General features: G+C 68.3%; 17 protein-coding genes. 12 read left to right on the plus strand and 5 right to left on the minus strand.

Features of this window, described 5'->3' with window-relative positions:
* The first annotated feature begins 573 nt into the window (after positions 1 to 573).
* From mnmG to RT456_RS09425, 10 genes are all read left to right on the plus strand, one after another.
* Positions 574 to 2,463, plus strand: a complete 1,890-nt coding sequence (gene mnmG / locus RT456_RS09380; protein ID WP_313345550.1) for a tRNA uridine-5-carboxymethylaminomethyl(34) synthesis enzyme MnmG — start codon at positions 574 to 576, stop codon at positions 2,461 to 2,463.
* A gap of 77 nt (positions 2,464 to 2,540) precedes the next feature.
* Complete coding sequence (locus tag RT456_RS09385; RefSeq protein WP_313345553.1) at positions 2,541 to 3,359, plus strand: nucleotidyltransferase domain-containing protein; 819 nt, start codon at positions 2,541 to 2,543, stop codon at positions 3,357 to 3,359.
* A gap of 202 nt (positions 3,360 to 3,561) precedes the next feature.
* Positions 3,562 to 4,095, plus strand: a complete 534-nt coding sequence (locus RT456_RS09390) for a gamma carbonic anhydrase family protein (protein ID WP_313345556.1) — start codon at positions 3,562 to 3,564, stop codon at positions 4,093 to 4,095.
* 146 nt (positions 4,096 to 4,241) lie between these two features.
* Complete coding sequence (locus RT456_RS09395) at positions 4,242 to 4,931, plus strand: RDD family protein (RefSeq protein WP_313345558.1); 690 nt, start codon at positions 4,242 to 4,244, stop codon at positions 4,929 to 4,931.
* Positions 4,928 to 5,920 (plus strand): stage II sporulation protein M, encoded by a 993-nt coding sequence (locus RT456_RS09400; RefSeq protein WP_313345560.1) that lies wholly within the window; start codon positions 4,928 to 4,930, stop codon positions 5,918 to 5,920. Before RT456_RS09395 ends, RT456_RS09400 begins: the two co-directional genes overlap by 4 nt.
* Positions 5,910 to 7,538 (plus strand): DUF4129 domain-containing protein, encoded by a 1,629-nt coding sequence (locus RT456_RS09405; protein ID WP_313345562.1) that lies wholly within the window; start codon positions 5,910 to 5,912, stop codon positions 7,536 to 7,538. The genes RT456_RS09400 and RT456_RS09405 overlap by 11 nt, the downstream gene beginning before the upstream one ends.
* Complete coding sequence (locus RT456_RS09410; RefSeq protein ID WP_313345565.1) at positions 7,535 to 8,710, plus strand: DUF4350 domain-containing protein; 1,176 nt, start codon at positions 7,535 to 7,537, stop codon at positions 8,708 to 8,710. The genes RT456_RS09405 and RT456_RS09410 overlap by 4 nt, the downstream gene beginning before the upstream one ends.
* Positions 8,707 to 9,708 (plus strand): MoxR family ATPase, encoded by a 1,002-nt coding sequence (locus tag RT456_RS09415; protein WP_313345568.1) that lies wholly within the window; start codon positions 8,707 to 8,709, stop codon positions 9,706 to 9,708. Before RT456_RS09410 ends, RT456_RS09415 begins: the two co-directional genes overlap by 4 nt.
* On the plus strand, positions 9,705 to 11,003 hold the full coding sequence (locus tag RT456_RS09420) for a DUF58 domain-containing protein (RefSeq protein WP_313345571.1): 1,299 nt from the start codon (positions 9,705 to 9,707) through the stop codon (positions 11,001 to 11,003). Before RT456_RS09415 ends, RT456_RS09420 begins: the two co-directional genes overlap by 4 nt.
* Positions 11,004 to 11,134: 131 nt before the next feature.
* On the plus strand, positions 11,135 to 11,554 hold the full coding sequence (locus RT456_RS09425; RefSeq protein WP_313345573.1) for a cupin domain-containing protein: 420 nt from the start codon (positions 11,135 to 11,137) through the stop codon (positions 11,552 to 11,554).
* 144 nt (positions 11,555 to 11,698) lie between these two features.
* Here the strand turns inward: RT456_RS09425 and RT456_RS09430 are convergent, their stop codons facing one another.
* Positions 11,699 to 12,877, minus strand: a complete 1,179-nt coding sequence (locus RT456_RS09430; RefSeq protein ID WP_313345575.1) for a glutathionylspermidine synthase family protein — start codon at positions 12,875 to 12,877, stop codon at positions 11,699 to 11,701.
* A 4-nt stretch (positions 12,878 to 12,881) separates the two neighbouring features.
* Entirely contained in the window at positions 12,882 to 13,445 is a 564-nt protein-coding gene (locus tag RT456_RS09435; RefSeq protein WP_313345578.1) for a DUF1190 domain-containing protein, read from the minus strand.
* Between the two features lie 192 nt (positions 13,446 to 13,637).
* On the opposite strand from RT456_RS09435, the gene ilvD reads away from it, so the two are divergent.
* Together ilvD and RT456_RS09445 are read left to right on the plus strand one after the other, a co-directional pair.
* Complete coding sequence (gene ilvD, locus RT456_RS09440; protein ID WP_313345580.1) at positions 13,638 to 15,470, plus strand: dihydroxy-acid dehydratase; 1,833 nt, start codon at positions 13,638 to 13,640, stop codon at positions 15,468 to 15,470.
* 92 nt (positions 15,471 to 15,562) lie between these two features.
* Positions 15,563 to 16,795, plus strand: coding sequence for a DUF418 domain-containing protein (locus RT456_RS09445; protein ID WP_313345582.1), 1,233 nt, complete (start codon positions 15,563 to 15,565; stop codon positions 16,793 to 16,795).
* Positions 16,796 to 17,051: 256 nt separating this feature from the next.
* On the opposite strand, the gene dinG is transcribed toward RT456_RS09445, so the two are convergent.
* The 3 genes from dinG to aroE all read right to left on the minus strand — a co-directional run bounded on the left by dinG (position 17,052) and on the right by aroE (position 20,454).
* Positions 17,052 to 19,154 (minus strand): ATP-dependent DNA helicase DinG, encoded by a 2,103-nt coding sequence (dinG, locus tag RT456_RS09450; RefSeq protein WP_313345585.1) that lies wholly within the window; start codon positions 19,152 to 19,154, stop codon positions 17,052 to 17,054.
* 104 nt (positions 19,155 to 19,258) lie between these two features.
* Positions 19,259 to 19,615 (minus strand): hypothetical protein, encoded by a 357-nt coding sequence (locus RT456_RS09455; protein WP_313345588.1) that lies wholly within the window; start codon positions 19,613 to 19,615, stop codon positions 19,259 to 19,261.
* A complete protein-coding gene (gene aroE, locus RT456_RS09460) occupies positions 19,612 to 20,454 on the minus strand; it encodes a shikimate dehydrogenase (RefSeq protein ID WP_313345590.1) in 843 nt (280 codons plus the stop codon). Before aroE ends, RT456_RS09455 begins: the two co-directional genes overlap by 4 nt.
* Positions 20,455 to 20,470 lie beyond the last annotated feature (16 nt).

The following is a 20,470-nucleotide window of genomic DNA, read 5'->3' on the forward strand; positions in this document are numbered from 1 at the left end:
TTGATTTTCACGCCCTTGGCAGTTCAATCTAGCCAGGCAGTGACGGCCTCGGTCGAAAAGTGACAAAAGCGACCTGGTGCGTCACATTGAGCTCTATGTCGATATCCGACAGGAACATCTGGATCCCCCCTGTTCCGGCCCTGTCGGATGTCGGCACCCATAAAGCAGAAGGCCCCGCCAATGGCGGGGCCTTTTGTTTTCCGGGCACCCCGCCGGAACGCGCGGGGACCGAAACGCCTTGGCTACCGGGAGACACGACGGGCCGGGTAAAAAAAAACGGGGCCGACAGTCCCCCGACTGTCGGCCCCTCTGCTTCCCCTGGATGCGCATGGACCGGCCCCTGTTCCAATTCCGGTCCGTAGCGCCCGAAGGCACCTGCCATCCTGGGTGCTATTGGGTTATCTGCAGAAAACGTGCCAACTTGAGGGTCAATGTCGGTTTTTTTTTGGCGGCGACGCCCGGCGCCCCGGCGGGCCACGGTTCACGGACCCGGCGCGATCGGCGCTAAAATCATCAGCCGCGCCCTGCCCCAGGGCTGATCCGGGCCGTTCCGGCCCCGCTCCCGAGCTGCCCATGACCGATTCTTTCTACGGCTACGACGTCATCGTGATCGGCGGCGGCCACGCCGGCACCGAAGCCGCGCTGGCCGCCGCCCGCAGTGGCGTGCGTACGCTGCTGCTGACCCACAACGTCGAAACCATCGGCGCGATGAGCTGCAACCCGGCCATCGGCGGGATCGGCAAGGGTCATCTGGTCAAGGAGATCGACGCCCTGGGCGGCGCCATGGCGCATGCCGCCGACCGCGCCGGCATCCAGTGGCGCACGCTCAATGCCTCCAAGGGCCCGGCGGTGCGCGCCACGCGCTGCCAGGCCGACCGCAACCTGTACCGCATGGCGATCCGCGGCAGGGTCGAAGCCCAGCCCAACCTGACCGTGTTCCAGGCGGCCGTGGATGACCTGGTGATCGACGGCGACGCGGTGCGCGGGGTGATTACCCAGACCGGTCTGCAGTTCAATGCACCGGCGGTGGTGCTCACGGCCGGCACCTTCCTGGCCGGCAAGATCCACGTGGGCCAAACCCAGTACGCCGCCGGACGCATGGGCGACCCGCCGGCCACCACCCTGGCCGCGCGCCTGCGCGAGCGCCCGTTCGCGATCGACCGCCTGAAGACCGGCACGCCGCCGCGCATCGACGGCCGCTCGCTGGACTACAGCGTCATGGACGAGCAGCCCGGCGACACCCCGCGCCCGGTGATGTCGTTCCTGGGCAGCGTGGCCGAGCACCCGGCGCAGGTGAGCTGCTGGATCACCCACACCAGCGAGCAGACCCACGAGATCATCCGCGGCGCGCTGCACCGTTCGCCGCTGTACAGCGGCCAGATCGAGGGCATCGGCCCGCGCTACTGCCCGTCCATCGAAGACAAGGTGGTGCGCTTCGCCGAGAAGGCCAGCCACCAGATCTTCGTTGAGCCCGAAGGGCTGGACGTGGTGGAGATCTATCCCAACGGCATCTCCACCTCGCTGCCGTTCGATGTGCAGCTGGCGCTGGTGCGCAGCATCCGCGGCTTCGAGAACGCACACATCACGCGCCCGGGCTACGCCATCGAGTACGACTTCTTCGACCCGCGCGGGCTGAACAACACGCTGGAGACCAAGGCCGTGTCAGGCCTGTTCTTCGCCGGGCAGATCAACGGCACCACCGGGTACGAAGAGGCCGCCGCGCAGGGCCTGCTGGCCGGGCTCAATGCCGCGCGCCATGTGCGCGACGAGGCAGGCTGGTGTCCGCGCCGCGACGAGGCCTACCTCGGGGTGCTGGTCGACGACCTGATCACCCACGGCACCACCGAGCCGTACCGCATGTTCACCAGCCGGGCCGAGTACCGGCTGCAGCTGCGCGAAGACAACGCCGACGTGCGCCTGACCGGTATCGGACGCGAACTCGGCCTGGTCGATGAGCGTCGCTGGGCGGCGTTCCAGACCAAGCAGGACGCGGTGGCGCAGGAATCGGCGCGGCTGCGTGCAGTGTGGGCCACGCCGGCCAACGCACTGGGTCGCGAGGTGGAGGCCACGCTGGGCGTGGCGGTCAGCCGCGAGACCAACGTGCTGGACCTGATCAAGCGCCCGGAGCTGGACTACGCCAAGCTCATGCAGGTGCCCTCGCTGGGCCCGGGCGTGGACGATGCCAAGGTGGCCGAACAGGTCGAGATCGGGGTGAAGTACGCCGGCTACCTGGACCGCCAGCGTGACGAGATCGAGCGCCAGCAGCGCCACGAAAACACCGCCATCGATGCCGCGTTCGATTACGCCACGGTGCGCGGGTTGTCGGCCGAAGTGCAGCAGAAGCTGGAACGCGTGCGCCCGCAGACCATCGGCCAGGCCCAGCGCATTCCCGGCATGACCCCGGCGGCGATCTCGCTGCTGCTGGTGCACCTGGAACGCGCGCGCCGCAGCCGCGTGGCGTAAGGCGTCGACGACACCGTAGCGGTCATGGGGCGCGGCGTGGCTCTACAATCGGGTGGTCTTCCACCACCGCCAAGCATATGGATATCCACCCCATCGCGCCGGAGAAGCGCGCCGCCGTACTGAACGAACTGGACCGGATCGAGCGCGATCACGACGTTCGCATCCTCATGGCCTGCGAGTCGGGCAGTCGCGGCTGGGGATTCTCGTCGCCGGACAGTGACTACGATGCACGCTTCATCTACGTGCACCGCCAGCCGTGGTACCTCACCGTCAATGAGGTCACCGGCCCAGGGCAGGCCCAGCGCGATGTGATCGAGCTACCGATCGACGACGAGCTCGATGTCAGCGGTTGGGACCTGCGCAAGGCCCTGCGGCTGGTGTCCAAGTCGAACCCGACCCTGTCCGAGTGGCTGCGTTCGCCCATCGTGTATCGGCAGGATGATGCGGCGGTGGCGTCGTTGCTGGAAGCCGTGAACAGCTTTCACTCGCCCTTGGGGAGCTGGTGGCACTACTTCAACATGGCCAGCAGCAACTTCCGCGGCTACCTGCGCGGTGAACGCGTGCGGACCAAGAAGTACCTGTACGTACTGAGGCCACTTCTGGCGTGTCGCTGGATCGAATGCGAGCCCGGCCCACCACCAATGGCATTCGAGCTACTGCTCGATCGGTTGCTGCCGAAAGGCGAGCTGCGCGAGGCCATAGACCAGTTGCTGGTGGTCAAGCGGGCCAGTGCCGAGGTGACCGATGGTCCGCGCGTAGCGGCAATCAGCGAGTACATCGAGGCCGAACTGGCGGCAATGACCGCCCGCGCGCCGACGCTGCCGGTCGGAATTGGTGACGCGGCGGCGCTGGACCAGTTGTTCCGTCGGATGCTGGCGGAACACGCACCTCGGTGACTCCGCCAGCCACGCAGGGCGTGGCTCTACGCCGGTGGCAGACATGGCGAACCTTCCGTAGAGCCAGCCACGCAGGGCGTGGCTCTACACGCGGAAGCATCTCGCACACCGTAGAGCCACGCCCTGCGTGGCTGCGGGGCGCATCCGCAGGTCCGGGGACGCCCCGGCGGTATCATTCCCACCTGCCTTACGGAGCTCCCCCATGTCCCCTCTTCGTCCCTTCCTCGACACCTTCCCCGTCGTCGGCGAACGCGCCTACATCGATCCCGCCTGCACGATCATCGGTGACGTGGTGCTGGGCGAAGACGTCTCCGTGTGGCCCGGCACGGTGATCCGTGGCGACGTCAACCACGTGCGCATCGGCGCGCGCAGCAACATCCAGGACGGCACCATCATCCATGTCAGCCACCACAGCCCGTACAACAAGGGCGGCTACCCGACCCTGATCGGCGAAGGCGTCACGGTCGGCCACGGCACCATCATCCACGCCTGCACCATCGGCGATTACAGCCTGATCGGCATGGGCGCCTGCATCCTGGACGGTGCCACGGTCAGCCGGCACAGCTTCATCGGTGCCGGCGCGGTGGTCGGGCCCGGCAAAGTAGTGGGCGAAGGCGAACTGTGGGTGGGTAACCCGGCGCGGCCGGCGCGCACCCTCAGCGAGCAGGAGATCGAGTCGCTGCACTACTCGGCCGACCATTACGTACGGTTGAAAGACAAGTATCTGGGGATGTGACGCCTCGCAGCCATGCACGGCGTGGCTCTACCCGTTGTCCTCTGCACACGGTAAAGTCGGTGTCCGACCCAGGAAGCAGTCGAGAACCGCATGCCGTTGGCAGCCGACCGGAGGGGATTCCGGCGACCCACCTCCCGCGTGCGCGCATGAGCGCGCCGATGCTGGATACCTACCGTGAAGTGATCACGCCCGAAGGCGTGCCGCTGCACCTGCCGGCCGCCGGCCCGGTGCCGCGTGCGCTGGCCTGGGGGATCGACTTCGTCATCCGCGCGGCCGCCCTGATGCTGCTGAGCATTCCGCTGGCCGTCCTCGGTGAGTTCGGCCAGGGTCTCTACCTGGCCCTGATGTTCCTGCTGATGTGGGCCTACACCATCGTGCAGGAAGCCTGCTGGGGCCGCACCCTGGGCAAGCGCGCCCTGCACCTGCGCGTGGTCGCCCAGGACGGTGCGCCGATCGGCTGGATGGCCGCCATCACCCGCAACCTGCTGCGCACCGTGGACATGCTGCCGTTCGGCTATGCGCTGGGCCTGCTGTCGAGCCTGTTCGACCCGCACGGCCGCCGGCTCGGCGACCTCGTCGCCGGCACCGTCGTGGTCCACGACAGTACCCAGCCGCTGTCGGCCAGCGTGGCCATCGACACGGTGCTGGCACCGCCACAGCCGTTGCTGCCGGCCGAGCAGGCCGCAGTGGTCGCCTTCGCCGAGCGCGCGCCACGGCTGTCCGGTCCCCGCCAGCAGGAGCTGGCTGCGGTGGCCGAGCCGATCAGTGGCGGGCACGGTCAGGTGGGCGTGCTGCGTCTGTATGCGATGGCCAACTGGCTGCTGGGGCGTCGATGAGGCAGGAACAGTTCGTCGCCCGTTATCAGTCCGAATGGCAGGCCCTGGAGCGCTGGCTCAGCCTGCGTGGCGACAGTGCGCGGCGCGCGCGGCGCACGCCCGATGCGTCGTCGCTGAACGACGAAGACATTCCGCAGCACTACCGGCGGCTGTGCCAGCAGCTGGCATTGGCGCGCAAGCGTGGCTACAGCCCGCAGCTGGTGGCGCGCCTGCAGCAGCTGATGCAGCAGGGCCATGGCCTGCTCTACCGCACCCCGGCGCCGCGCTGGCGGCGCGCCGCGGAGTTCCTGTTCGCCGATTTCCCGCAACTGGTCCGCAGCCAGGCGCGCAGCATGTGGGTGGCCACCGCGTTGTTCATGCTGCCGCTGGTGGGCAGCTTCGCGCTGATCCAGTGGCACCCCGACATTGTCCACATGCTGATGGACAACAAGGACATCGCGGCGATGGAGCGCATGTACGACCCGGCCTCGCCGCACCTGGGCCGCGACAGCGGCACGGACTGGATGATGTTCGGCCACTACATCATGAACAACATCAGCATCGGCCTGCGCACCTTCGCCAGCGGGCTGCTTGCCGGCGTCGGCACGGTGCTGGTGCTGCTGTTCAACGGGCTCACCATCGGCGCGGTGGCCGGGCACCTGCAGCACATCGGCCACGGCGATCCCTTCTGGCGGTTCGTGGTGGGCCACGGCGCGTTCGAGCTGACCGCGATCGTGATCGCCGGTGGCGCGGGCCTGCAGCTGGGCATGAAGCTGCTGGCACCCGGCCGGCGCAGACGCGTCGATGCGCTGGTCGAAGGCGGCGTGATCGGGGCAAAGCTGTGCCTGGGCGTGGCGGCAATGCTGCTGGTGGCTGCCTTCATCGAAGCGTTCTGGTCGTCCATTGCCGAGGTCCCGGGATGGGGCAAGTACAGCGTGGCCGCCGTGCTGTGGACCCTGGTGTTCGTGTGGCTGTGGCGTGGCGGACGTGGAGACGGCCGTGCGCATTGACCAGCTCAACGTGAACCTGCGCGCCCGGTCGGAATGGGAGGCGATGGAGCTGGGCACCGCACTGGTGCGCCGCCACGCACGCGCGATCTGGCTGCCGCTGGTGTGCATCTCGCTGCCCCTGTTCGCGGTGATCAACGCGGTGGCGTGGTGGGCCGATGCATTCGGCTGGGCATGGCTCGCGGTATGGTGGCTCAAGCCGCTGTCGGACCGGACCGCGCTGTATGTGATCTCGCGCGGGGTGTTCGGCGACGAGCCGCGTCCCCTGCAGACGCTGCGTGCGCAGGGACGGTGGGGTTGGACCGGCTTCTGGGGCTACCTGGGTTGGCGTCGCTTCAGCCCGTTCCGCTCACTGCTGCTGCCGGTCAACCTGCTGGAGGGTAGTGATGCCCAGCAACGCAGCGTGCGCCGCCGCGCCGTGCTTGGCGGTGCATTCGGGCACGCACTGCTGCTGACGGTCACGTGCATGGCCTTCGAGGTGGTCATCGTCACCGGCTGCATCGCGGCGATCTTCCTGTTCGTGCCGTTCGAACTGCTCTCCGACTCCTGGCGCACGGCATGGGAGATGGTCAGCGAGAACATGCCGCTGTGGGCGCAGCTGGGGGTGAACCTCTGCTTCTGGTTGGCCGCTACATTGATCGGTCCCTTCTATGCAGGCGCCGGCTTCGCGCTGTACCTCAACCGCCGCACCGAGATGGAAGCGTGGGACGTGGAGATCGCGTTCCGCCGGCTGCGCGAACGCCTGCAGCAGGCCGCACCGTTGCTGGTGCTTGCGCTGGTGCTGTGCTGGCCGATGGGCGCGCTGCAGGCCGCCGAACCGGGGGCCGCGCCCAGCTGCAGCGCTCCGTCGGGTGTGTCCGGCGAGGATGGCGAGTCGTATGACGACGAGGACGAAGGCGAGGACGGGGACCAACCCGAGGTACCCGCGGACGACCCGTCCAACACGCCGGCGCTGATCTTCGGCGGCGCACCCGATACCGCCGGTTTCCGCCAGGCGGTCCAGCGCGCCTACGAAGATCCGTTGGTGAGCCCCAGCCGCGAGGTCAGCCGCTGGGAGCGCACGCTGACCGACGCGGAGAAGGACGCCGAAAAGAACGAACGGAAGCTGGACAAGGACGGCAAGGGCCGCAAGGGCCCACGCCTGCCGGCGCAGATTGCCGAATGGATCCTGTGGGGCTTCGTCGGGCTGCTGGTGCTGCTGCTGATCGCCACCGCGCCGCGCTGGATGCGGTGGCTGCGCGGCACCGGCGTGCGTCGCCGGAACGCCGCAGACCCGGTGGTCGAGGAGACGGTGGAACTTCCCGAGGTCATCCCGCCGGATCCCGCCGCGCGTGCGCGCGAGCTGTGGCAGCAGGGCCGCCCGCGCCAGGCGCTGGCCCTGTTGTACCGCGCCAGCGTGGAATCGATGAGCGAGCGCGCCGAGGTTGTGCTGCCGCCGGGTGCCACCGAGGCACAGTGCCTGCGCGCGTCGCGGCGCATGCCCCTGGAAGCCGACCGCACCCTGTTCGCGGAGATCGTCCGCATGTGGCAGTACGCCGCGTATGCGGGGCGCCTGCCGGAATACGAGGCGTTCGACAGCTTGGCGAGTACGCTGCAGAGCCAGTTCCGGTGGCGCGCATGAGTGCCCGTCTACGCTGGCTGGTGGTGTTGGCGGTGCTGGTGACGCTGGGCGTGCCGCTGGCGATCCTGTTCCTGCGCAGCCATGAGCGCGTGACCCATACCGAGCACCTGCCACCGCAGGGCGAGGCCAGCTACAACCCGCTGTATGTACTGGGGCAGGCGTTGCGCGCCGATGGCATCACCGCGCATTCCAGTCCCCGTCTCGATCTGCAGCGCATGCCGCTTCAGCCGGGTGACACCGTGGTGCTGCTGCAGGACAGCGCCGATGTTCCCCCGCCCATCGCGCAGTCGCTGCTGCAGTGGGTGGAACGCGGCGGTCATCTGCTGCTGCGCACCCCGCCGCTGGCCGGGGACGACGACACTGTGCAAGGACCGCTGCTGGATGCACTCGGCGTGGACACCGAGTACTACGACAGCGCATGCAAACCGTTCCACATTGCGGATGACCCGGGTCACTCCGAGTTCTGCAGCGGTCGCCGCTTTGGCGTGGATGCGCCCGACGGCATCCGCGTGGAGCGCGAATGGGGCGATGACGAGGGCCTGGTTTTCGCACGCCTGCGAAAGGGCGCCGGCACGGTAGACGTGCTGTCGGACATGGAGTTCCTCAAGGGCACGCCGCGACCGTTCGACGCCGACGATGCCAAGGACAGCCTGGCCGATGGCCTGCATGACACCGCCCACCGCGACCTGACCCGCTACGTGCTGGAACCGAACTATGCCAAGGGCACGATGTGGCTGATCTACGGCTCGCGGCCGCCGACGCTGTGGTCGCGCATCTTCTACCAGGGCTGGCCGGTCTGGGTGCCGCTGCTGCTCGCGCTGCTGGGCTGGCTGTGGCAGCGCGCGCAGCGCTTCGGCAGCCCCTTGCCCGCGCCGGCCAGCGAGCGTCGTTCGCTGCTGGAGCACGTGCGTGCCAGCGGCGAACACCTGCTGCGCTACGGCAAGGCACCGCTGCTGTACGACGCCGTGCGCCGCGCCTTCCTGGCGCGCCTGCGGCGGCGTGCGCCGACCGCCGCTGCCTTGACCGGCGAGGCCCAGGTGCACGCCATCGCCACCCTGCTGCAGTGGCCGCATTCCCGCGTCCAGACCGCCCTGCAGGCGCCGGCATCCCAGGATGTCGCCGGCCTGCGTGACCGCATCCGCCTGCTGATCCAGATGAGAAACCTGCTATGACCGAGCCGACCGTTCCGCCGCCGCTGTCCCCTCCCGCGCTGACCGGCCAGAGCCTGGTTGAACGCGTCGATGCCGTTCGCGACGCCGTGGGCCGCGCCTTCATCGGCCAGCCCGAGGTGCTCGACCAGATCCTGATCGCACTGCTGGCCGGTGGCCACGTGCTGATCGAAGGCGTGCCCGGGCTGGGCAAGACGCTGCTGGTACGCGCCCTGGCGCAGGCACTCGAACTGGACTACGGCCGCGTACAGTTCACGCCGGACCTGATGCCCAGCGACGTCAGCGGCCACGCCGTGTACGACCCGAAGTCGGAAAGCTTCAAGATCCGCCGCGGCCCGGTGTTCACCAACCTGTTGCTGGCCGACGAGATCAACCGGGCGCCGGCCAAGACCCAGTCGGCGCTGCTGGAAGTGATGCAGGAAGGCCAAGTCACCATCGAAGGCAAATCGTTTGCGTTGACCCCGCCGTTCCTGGCCCTGGCCACGCAGAACCCGGTGGAGCAGGAAGGCACCTACCCGCTGCCGGAAGCACAGCTGGATCGTTTCCTGCTCAAGGTGATCATCGATTACCCGGCGCTGGAAGACGAGAAGCGCATGGTCGATGCGATCACCACCGGGCGCAGCGCGGCCGACTTCGACCTGTCGCAGGTGCCGCGCGTACTCAACGCCGCCGAGGTGATTGCCCTGCAGCAGGCCACGGCGGCCATCACCGTGGACCCGGAAGTGGTGGACTATGCGGTACGCATCGTCGCGGCGACCCGCAGCTTCCCCGGCATCGCGCTGGGCGCCGGCCCGCGCGGCAGCATCGCGCTGGTACGTGCGGCACGCGCACAGGCCGTGCTGGCGGGGCGTGACTTCGTGACCCCCGATGACGTGCGCGAGATCGCCCGCCCGGCGCTGCGTCACCGCATCGCGCTGGCCCCGGAGCTGCAGATCGAAGGGCAGTCGGCCGACGATGCACTGACCGCCCTGCTGGCCAAGGTGGAAGCGCCGCGCAAATGAGGCCAGGGCCGCTGCTGCTGGTGCTGCTGGTCGGCTGGGCGCTGCTCGGGCTGCCGGTGGCGTTCGGCCTGCTGCCCGGCTGGGCCTGGCAGGCCACGGGTGCCGGGGTCGTGCTGCTGGCGCTGATCGACCTGCTGCGGCTGCGTGCCCAGCCTTCGCCGACGGTGCAGCGCGAATTGCCCGAGGCGTTGGCCCTGAATGTCGAGCGACGCACCACCCTGCGCATCGAGTCCAGCCGCCGCCAGCGCGTGGACGTGTTCGACCTGGTGCCCGGGGAGTGGTCGCTGCAGGGACTGCCGCGCACGCTGACGCTGAAGCCGTTGGTGGCCAGCAGTTTCGACTACACACTCACACCAACCGCGCGCGGCCGCTTCGTGTTCGACGGCGTGCACCTGCGCCTGCACGCGCCGTGGCGGATGTGGCGGCAGCTACGCCTGCTGCCGCCGGCGCTGACCGTGCGCGTGTACCCCAACTTCGCGCCGCTGACCCGGTTTGCGCTGTTCAGTGCCGAACAGGCATCACGCCTGGTCGGTGCGCACCTCAAGCGCCGCCGGGGTGAAGGCACCGATTTCCACCAGATGCGCGAGTACCGCATCGGCGACAGCCTGCGCCAGATCGACTGGAAGGCCACCTCGCGCGCACGCAAGCTGATTTCGCGCGAGTACCAGGACGAGAAGAACCAGCAGCTGGTGCTGATGATCGACACCGGCCGTCGCATGATGGCCAGCGAAGGCGGCCTGTCGCACTTCGACCACGTGCTCAATGCCGCGCTGGTGGTGTCCTACCTGGCGTTGCGCCAGGGCGACGGCGTGGGCCTGTTCGCCAGCGGCGGCGACAGCCGCTGGGTGGCGCCACAGCGTGGCATGGGCGCGATCGACGCGCTGTTGCGCGCCAGCTACGACCTGCAGGCCCAGCCGGTCGCCACCGACTACCTGGCGGCCGCCACCGAACTGAGCCTGCGCCAGCGCCGGCGTTCGCTGGTGATGCTGGTCACCAATGTGCGCGATGAGGACATCGAGGACCTGCTGGTGGCGGTGCGTTTGCTGCAGCGCCAGCATCTGGTGTGCGTGGCCAGCCTGCGCGAACGCGAGCTGGATGCCGCGCTCGGACAGGAGGTGGAGACCCTGCAGGACGCGGCGCAGGCGGGCGCGATCGCGCGCTACCTGCAGCAGCGCAACGACGCGCATGAAGCGCTGCGCAGCCACCGGGTGATGGTGCTGGATGTCACCGCCGATGCACTGCCGGGTGCGCTGGTGGAGCGGTACCTGGCGGTGAAGCGCGATGGCTTGCTGTAGGGCGTCTCTTTCCGTTTTCCATGGTCGATCAGAACAATCAACCGGTGGGTGACTGCGTCGGTGAACGGGCACACAGTGCAGCGCATCTTCTTCCTCCAGGATGAAGCACCGTCCCTGCTGTGGAGATTGTCATGCGTCGCCTGTTCCTTCCGCTGTTCCTGCTGCTCGGCGGCATTCACACCGCCTCAGCCCATGAGGTCGAAACCGAGGTCCTCGCGCAGGCCGATCGTGCCTGGGATGGATCGGCGTGGTGGGCGTACCCGCATGCCACCCCGCTGGTCAGCCTGCTGCGCCTGCGCATCCCGGCGGAGACCCTGCTGGACTGGCACACGCATCCCATGGTGAACATGGCCTATGTCGAGCGCGGCAGCATTACGGTGGAACGCCGCGACACGGGCCAGGAACGCATGTTCAGGGAAGGCGACGTGATCGCCGAGCTTGTTGACGTTGCGCACCGCGGCCGTACCGGTCCGGAAGAGGTGGCGTTGCTGGTGTTCTACGCGGGTGCAGACGGGATGCCGCTGTCGGTTCCGTCCCGCACCCAGCCGTGAGCCGAGGGCCGTCGGTAGAGCGGACCGGTAGAGCGGACTGTTAGTCCGCTGCTCTACGCCACGGCATCGCGACCCGCGGCCACCCCGTCAACGGCAGCGGACTAACAGTCCGCTCTACCCCGTCGATCTTCCCGGTCTGGAGGGTCAGACGAAGATGCGTGTCGGTGCCGCGTCGATGATCGCGTGCGGCACGAAGCGGGCGCTGTCGCGGGTGATGCGGCTGTTGTCTTCGCGGATACCCATGCCGCAGGCGTGGTCACCGACCACCCAGCTGCCGATGAGCGGGTAGCCGCCGTCGAACGCGGTCAGCGGGTGCGCGGCCTGGCGGATGGCGGGGCCGGTGTACGGGCCTTCGCTTTCCTGCCAGCTGCCATCGGCCAGGTGCATGGCCACGTTGGCGCCTTCGCGTGAGAACAGCGGTTTGCGCACCCAGCCGGCCGGCAGCGCGCTGCCGTCGTCGAACTCGGCCGCCAGCAGGTTGGGATGGCCGCGATGGCGCTGCCACAGCAGCGGCAGCACGCCCTTGTTGCTGAGGATCGCCTTCCACGCCGGCTCCAGCAGCTGCACGCCCGAGCTGGGCAGCGCCTGGCCGAACGATTCGGTCATCAGGTCTTCCAGCGGGTACAGCTTGAACAGGCTGCCGATCACCGTGTCGTCCAGGGCGGTGAAACGCCCGTCTTCAGACAGGCCGATGTCCTCGATGGCGATGGCCTCGCCGCGCAACCCGGCCTGGGCCGCGCAGTCGCGCAGGTAGGCCACGGTGCCCTGGTCTTCTTCGGAACTGCCCACCGCACTGAAGTACAACGGCGGCGGCAACTGCGCAGACAGCTGCGTAAAACGCTCGACCAGCGCCTCATGGATCGCGTTGAACTGGTCGGCGTGGGCCGGCAGGTGATTCTGGTTGCGCTGGTCTTCCAGCCATTGCCACTGGAAGAACGAGGCCTCGAACAGCGAGGTGGGCGTGTCGTAATTGAGCTCGTAAAGCTTGGCCGGGCCTGTACCGTCATAGGCGAAGTCCAACCGCCCGTACAGGTGCGGCTCGCGCCGGCGCCAGCTGTCGGCGATCCAGTCGCGGAACTGGGCCGGGATGGCCAGCTGGTCCATCAGCTGTTGGCTGCCCACCACTTCGTCGACCAGGTCCATGGCCATGGCGTGCAGCTCGGCGCTGGGGTCTTCGATGTCCTGTTCGATCTGGCGCAGGGTGAACGCGTAATACGCGGTTTCGTCCCAGTACGGCAGGCCGTCGATGGTGTGGAAGCGGAAGCCGGATTCCTCGGCCCGAGCGCGCCATTGGCTGCGCTCGGCGATACGCACGCGCTGCATCGGATCAGCCGCCGTAGCTGCTGCGGCTGCTGCTGGTGTTGCCAAAACCGCCACGGCTGGCCGTCACGGCGCGGTTCGGGGTGCTGGTCACCGGGGCCAGGCCCGCTTTCCCGGCGCCGATGCCGCTGGCCGTATTCAGCCCACCGCTGCCACCGGGGGCCGGGCGCGCCCAGCCCTTGGCCTTGTCCTGGTAGGCCGGGCTTGCAGCCGGGGCCTGCGCCAGGCCGGCGCCACGGTTGCTGAGCATCTGCGACATGAAGAAGCCCATCATCATCGGGCCGATGAACGAATGGCCGGTCGAGGTCTTCTGTTCCACGCACTGCTCGGCGTTGTACTCAGCTTCGCATTCGGCACGCGAGGCGTACTTGGGGGCGGCGTCGGCGGACTGCTTCTGCGCATCGGCAAAGGCGGTACGGCAGCTGGACGGGTTGCCCGTTGCTTCGGTACACGCCTGCACCGAGGTGTACAGCCCTTCCTGCACCTGCACCGCCTCATCCTTCTGGCAGGCAGTGAACAGCAGCGGCGCAGCGCTCATCAGCAGCAGTGCGGTAGTCCTGGAACGTTTCATGGCGTCATGCCCCCTTTGTACGGTTATCCCCTCAATCATGCCTGATCCCCGCCAACAACCAAAACCGGCAAAGTCGAAAAGATGAACGGCGTTTCAGGATCCGCCGTCTGGATCGTTGCAAACGCAACCGGAATTTTTCGGCAGAATCGAGTGGCAACGCGCCCCCACGGCCCGCCAGATCCTGCCAGCCCCATGCCTGAATACCGCTCCCGCACCTCCACCGCCGGCCGCAACATGGCCGGCGCACGCGCCTTGTGGCGCGCCACCGGCATGACCGATGCCGACTTCCACAAGCCGATCATCGCCATCGCCAACTCGTTCACCCAGTTCGTGCCCGGCCACGTGCACCTCAAGGATCTTGGCCAGCTGGTGGCGCGCGAGATTGAACAGGTCGGCGGCGTGGCCAAGGAGTTCAACACCATCGCCGTGGACGACGGCATCGCGATGGGCCACGACGGCATGCTGTATTCGCTGCCCAGCCGCGAGATCATCGCCGACTCGGTGGAGTACATGGTCAACGCACACTGCGCCGACGCGCTGGTGTGCATCTCCAATTGCGACAAGATCACTCCCGGCATGCTGATGGCCGCGCTGCGCCTGAACATCCCGGTGGTGTTCGTGTCCGGCGGGCCGATGGAAGCGGGCAAGACCCGCCTGTCCGAGCATAAGCTGGACCTGGTGGATGCGATGGTGATCGCTGCCGATGCCAGCGCAAGCGACGAAAAGGTTGCCGAGTACGAGCGCAGCGCCTGCCCGACGTGCGGGTCGTGTTCGGGCATGTTCACCGCCAACTCGATGAACTGCCTCACCGAGGCGTTGGGGCTGTCGCTGCCGGGCAACGGTTCTACCCTGGCTACCCACGCCGACCGCGAGCAGCTGTTCCGCCGCGCCGGCCGCCTCATCGTCGAACTGTGCCACCGCTGGTATGGCGGCGAGGATGCCAATGCGCTGCCGCGCACCATCGCCAGCGTGGCCGCATTCGAAAATGCGATGACCCTGGACATCGCCATGGGCGGCTCGACCAACACCATCCTGCACCTGCTGGCGGCGGCGCAGGAAGCGGAGGTGGACTTCGACCTGCATGCCATCGACGCGCTGTCGCGGCGCGTGCCGCAGCTGTGCAAGGTGGCGCCGAACACGCCGAAGTACCACATGGAAGACGTGCACCGCGCCGGTGGCGTGTTCGCCATCCTGGGTTCGCTGGCGCGCGGCGGCCTGCTGCACACCGACGTGCCGACCGTGCACAGCCGCACCCTCGCCGACGCGATTGCGCGCTGGGATGTGGCGGTGACCGACGACGCGGGCGTGCATGAGTTCTTCAGCGCCGGCCCGGCCGGCATTCCCACCCAGGTGGCTTTCAGCCAGGCCACGCGCTGGCCTTCGCTGGACCTGGACCGCGCCGAGGGCTGCATCCGCGACGTGGCCAATGCCTACTCGGCCGAAGGCGGGCTGGCGGTGCTGCGCGGCAACCTGGCCGAGGACGGCTGCGTGGTGAAGACCGCGGGCGTGGATGAATCCATCCACGTCTTCGAGGGCCGCGCACGCGTGTTTGAAAGCCAGGATGCCGCGGTGCAGGGCATCCTCGCCGATGAAGTGGTGGCCGGCGACGTGGTGGTCATCCGCTATGAGGGTCCGCGCGGCGGGCCAGGCATGCAGGAAATGCTGTACCCCACCAGTTACCTGAAATCCAAGGGGCTGGGCAAGCAGTGTGCGTTGCTGACCGATGGGCGTTTCTCCGGTGGTACGTCGGGGCTGTCGATCGGTCACGCCTCGCCCGAGGCCGCGGCCGGCGGGGCGATCGGGCTGGTGCGCGATGGCGACCCCATCCGCATCGACATTCCGGCCCGGCGGATTGATCTGCTGCTGGATGAGGCCACGCTGGCGGCGCGGCGCGTGGAGCAGGATGCGCTGGGGTGGACGCCGCGCGAGGTGCGCCCGCGCAAGGTCACCGGGGCGCTGAAGGCCTATGCGCTGCTGGCGACCAGTGCGGACAAGGGGGCGGTGCGGGATCTGAGCAAGCTTTAGGACCGCGCGGATACCGCTGGACAGCCGGGCAGAGCCCGGCTCTACTGGGGAACCGTTGATGCGCAGCCACGCAGGGCGTGGCTCTATCGCCCATGAAGCCACCCCCTCCATTGTCGATCGGTGCGCCCGTACGGGTACCTCGACAGCCGCTGATCGACGCCCTGCGCGGGTTCGCGCTGCTGGGCGTGTTCCTGGTCAACCTGCGCTTCTATTCGCTCGATGCCCTGCTCGACGATGCCACGCAACAGGCGCTGCCCAGCGCGGGCCTGGACCAGGTGCTGCGCACCGGTATGGGCTGGCTGGTCGACATGAAGGCGGTGACCATCTTCTCGCTGCTGTTCGGATTGGGATTCGCGATGCAGATGGAGGCGCGCCCCGGGCTGGGGCCGCATCTGCGCCGGATGGCCGCGCTGGCGCTGATCGGGCTGCTGCATGCCACCGTGCTGTGGTGGGGCGACATCCTGCTGACCTATGCCGTGGTGGGGTTGCTGCTGCCGCTGTTCCGGCACCTGGGCAACCGCGCGCTGGTGGTGGCCGGGCTGGTCTGCGCGCTGTTTCTGCCGCCGCTGCTGTCGCCGTGGATGCGCGAGTGGGTGATGACGCTGGCGCCGCGCGCGCAGATGTATGCCCACGCACTGGATGCCTTGTCCAACGGAACGCTGTGGCAGGCGTGGTGGCAGAACCTGGTGCTTGGCGGCTGGGTGCGGTTGACCAACTGGGCCTTGCTGTTTTTCGTGCTGGGCCGCTTCCTGCTGGGTTACTGGGCCGGTCGCCGGGGCCTGTTGCAGTACCCCGAACGGCACCTTCGGCTGCTGCGCTCGCTGTGCGTGGGCGGCGCGATCGTGGCCGCCGCGTTCCTGTGCGTGGAGACCTGGGCACCGGCGCTGAAGGCCCAGTGGCCGGTGCTGCGCGCGGGCGTGCCCGGCTACCTGCTGCGGGTGAGCTACCGTGTGGCGCCGTTGGCGCTGGGCATCGCCATCGCCTGCGGGTTCGCGCTGCTGTACCTGCGCCCATGGGCCGAGCGTGGGTTGCGCGTGCTGGTGCCGGCCGGGCGCATGACGTTGAGCAACTACCTGCTGCAGAGCCTGGTCTGCGTGCCGCTGTTCGCCGGGTTCGGGCTGGGCATCGGGTATTCCCACGGTCTGTGGCCGATGCTGCTGGTGGCGGCCATCGTGTTTCCGCTGCAGCTCTGGTTGAGTGCGTGGTGGCTGCGGCGGTTCTACTTCGGCCCGGCGGAGTGGCTGTGGCGCAGCCTCAGCGAGTGGCAGCGGTTGCCGATGCGGCGGCCGGCAACGGCAGCCACGCAGGGCGTGGCTCTACCGTAGACCCTGCGCACCGATGACTCGCAGAGCCACGCAGGGCGTGGCTCTACTGTAGACCCTGCGCACCGATGACTCGCAGAGCCACGCAGGGCGTGGCTCTACCGTAGACCCAGCGCACCGATGACGCGTAGAGCCACGCCCTGCGTGACGGTAGCACCCGTGCCAGGTCGGCACCGCGCGGACACGCACGGCGTGTCCCTACGTCAGCGGCAATGATGCACCGCGTAGAGCCACGCCCTGCGTGGCTGCGACGTACCGATCAGCCAATCACGCGCTTGAACGGCGGCAGCGCGTCGATGATGCGCTTGCCGTAGCGGCGGCTGATCAGGCGTGAATCGAGGATGATCACGCGGCCGGTGTCGGTGGAGGTGCGGATCAGGCGGCCGGCAAACTGGGTCAGGGTGCGCAGCGCATGCGGGACGGCGATCAGGTTGAACGCGTTCAACCCGCGGCTCTCGAACCATTCGCTGAGCGTGGAGGTCTGCGGGTCGGTCGGCACCGCGAACGGCACCTGGGTGATCACCACCGTGGTGCACGCCTCACCGGGCAGGTCCAGGCCCTCGCCGAACGAGTTCAGGCCGAACAATACCGACCCCTCGCCCGCCGAGGTGCGCCGCAGGTGTTCGTCGATCATCTTCTGCTTGGCCGTTTCGCCCTGCACCAGCACCTGTTTGCGCTGCGCGGCCGGCATCAGCTCGGCTACCTTCTCCATCTTCCAGCGCGAGGTGAACAGCACAATGCTGCCCTTGCTCCAGTCCAGTTGCTTGACCAGGTACTTGGCCACCTCCTTGGGATGACGATCGCGGTCGTCCGGGGTGACCGGGAAGTTCGGCACGATCAGCTCGGCCTGGTTGGGCAGGTCGAACGGCGAGGCCAGCGAGACCATCTCGGCCTCGGCGGGAATGCCGTTGTCGATCGCCAGCGCCTGGAAATCGCCGCCACCGGTGAGCGTGGCCGAGGTCATCACCACCGAATCCACTTCATCCCAGAGCAGCTTGCGCAGCACGTTGGCCGCCGACACCGGCGAGCCGTGCAGGATCAGGTCGCCGTCGCGCGAGAGGGTCACCCAGCGCGCGAACGGCGGCTGTCCCTCCTTGTCCTCGCGGCGCCAGGCCGTCCACAGGCTGTGCTGCTGCTCGATCATTTCCAGCGCCATGCCCAGCGTGCGCTGCAGGCGTTCGCGCGCGGCGTCTTCCGGCTTGCCTTTGGCCACCTGCGACTGCGCGGCGTGGGCCCAGTTGAACAGCGCGCGGGTGTCGTCGGCGAGTGCCTCGATGTCGGCCATCCAGATGTCCGGCAGCCGGCCGTTCGGCGCGCGCCACATCGGCTCCTGCGCGGTCGGGTCGGGCTGCCAGCTGCGGTCGATCACGTCGCGGAAGGCACGCAGCTGCTTGCTGACCCGCGCCGCCACGTCGATCGCCTCGTTCGGCAGCAGGTTGCCCAGCTTGTCCTTGTCCACCGCGCGGTATGCGGCGGCGATCAGGATCTGCAGGCGGCCGGTGCGCTTGGCCATTTCGTCCAGCGCCAGGCTGGCCGCGCCCTGGTCGATGGCCACGTTGCCGATGTGATGACCTTCGTCGAGCACCAGCAGCATATCCGACGGCGGGGCGATCAGCGGCTGGCCGTTGTCGCTCTCGCCAATGGACAGCGCCGACAGCAGCAGCGCGTGGTTGGTCACCACGATCTGCGCATCGCGCACGTTGTTGCGGGCGCGCAGCACCGCGCATTGTGCCGAGTACGCGCACTTGCGGCCTGCGCATCCCGAGGCCGGGGTGGTGATGCGCGAGCGCAGCGAGGCGCTGATGGTGTCCGGTGCGTTGTCCAGGTCGCCGTTCCAGCGGCCTTCGACGAAGTCCTTGCTGAGCTTCTGGGCCAGGTCCATCTCGATCGGTGCCAGTGGCCGGTCGAACAGCGGCTGCTCGTCTTCGAACATGCCTTCCTGCGCGCCGTCGCCATGCGCTTCGGCGGCGTTGCGCGTGCACAGGTAGCGGGTGCGGCCCTTGGCCAGCGCCACCGTGGCCTCCAGGCCGGTGGCCTTGAGGAAGTTGGGAATGTCGCGTTCGACCAGCTGCGACTGCAGCGCCACGGTGCCGGTGCTGATCACCAGCTTCTTCTTCGTGGCCAGGGCAATCGGCACGCCGGCGGTGAGATAGCCCAGCGACTTGCCCACGCCGGTGGGGGCCTCGACCACGCCCACGCCGCCGCTCTGGGACAACGCACGCGAGACCACGCCGATCATCTGGCTCTGCGAACGCCGCGTGCTGAAGCCGGGGGTATTGGCCTGCAGCTTGGCGTAGGCATCGCGGATGACGGCCTTGAGCTCGTCGTTCAGCGCGCGCGGGGCTTCAACTTTTTCGGTCACGCCGGGAAGGTCCTGCCTGGATCAGGCGGGTATTTTCTCATGCCCGGGGGCCGAGGCCGGCGCGGATTTCCGCGCCGGTTCAGATCCGTGACCGGCTCGAGCTGTCAGACCGGCGGCAGCGCACGGTCGCGCAGGGACCGGGTCAACGCCCAGACCACCAGCACCAGGGCCAGCGCCTCCACCAGGTTGAGCGCGAAGTGGATCCAGCCCATCAGCCTGCTGATACCGGTGAGGGACTCATACGCGCCCTGCGCCACCATCACCTGCGGCACCAGGTTCGCGAACAGGCCGAGCAGGGTCGTGGCGGCCATCAGGCTGAGTCCCAGCACGGCCACGCTGCGCACCTGGCTGCGCGGGGTACCGAGCACCCAGACGAACGAGACCGACACCGCGATCAGGATCGGCAGGCGAAACGCCGCCGAGGTAAGCACCGAGATCAGCAGGGCGGCGGGGTCGTTCATTCCTCACCCGCCAGCGGATGGCGCACGCGCAGTTCGGCGTACACCGGATCGGTTTCCGGGCGGACTTCGTGCCACTGCTGGAAACTGGTGGCGGCCTGTTCGACCAGCATGCCCAGGCCGTCCACCGTGTTGCGACACGACGCCGACCGCGCCCAGGCCAGGAAGGCGAAGGAGGCTTCGCCATAGTTCAGGTCCACGGCCGTGGTCAGGCTGTTGACCAGCGACAACGGCAGCTTGAACTCTTCGGCGCGATCCCGGCCGGCCGAGGTGGCGTTGACGATCAGTTCGAAGTCGCCCAGTTCGTGCAGGGTGTCCCAGTAGCGGGTGTGTGCACGGCCGGGTTCACCGATGGCGTCGACCAGCGCGTCGGCGCGCTCGGGCGTGCGATTGACCACCACCAGTTCGCGGATGCCGGCATCGAGCAGCGCCGGGGCGACGCTGCGCGCCGAACCGCCCGCGCCGAGCAGCAGCACGCGCCGGCCACGCAGGTCCATGCCGTGCCGGTCGGTCAGGTCGCGCACCAGGCCGACCCCGTCGGTGGTATCGCCGTGCCAGTAGCCGTCCTTGCGCAGCAGCGTGTTGACCGAGCCGGCCAGTTTGGCGCGCGAAGTGAACGTCCTGCACAGCCCGAAGGCGATTTCCTTGAGCGGAGCGGTGACATTGGCGCCCACGCCACCGTCGGCGGCGAACGCCTCCAGCGCCGTGGGAAACTCGGCCGGCGACGCTTCAATGGCGCGGTAATCCAGCGCGATGCCTTCCTGGCGGGCGAACGCGGCGTGGATGTGCGGCGACTGCGAGTGGGCGATGGGCTGGCCGAATACGGCGTAACGGGCGGTCATGGTGTCTTAAACTCCG

The organism is Stenotrophomonas sp., assembly GCF_032099025.1.
Classification (GTDB): domain Bacteria; phylum Pseudomonadota; class Gammaproteobacteria; order Xanthomonadales; family Xanthomonadaceae; genus Stenotrophomonas.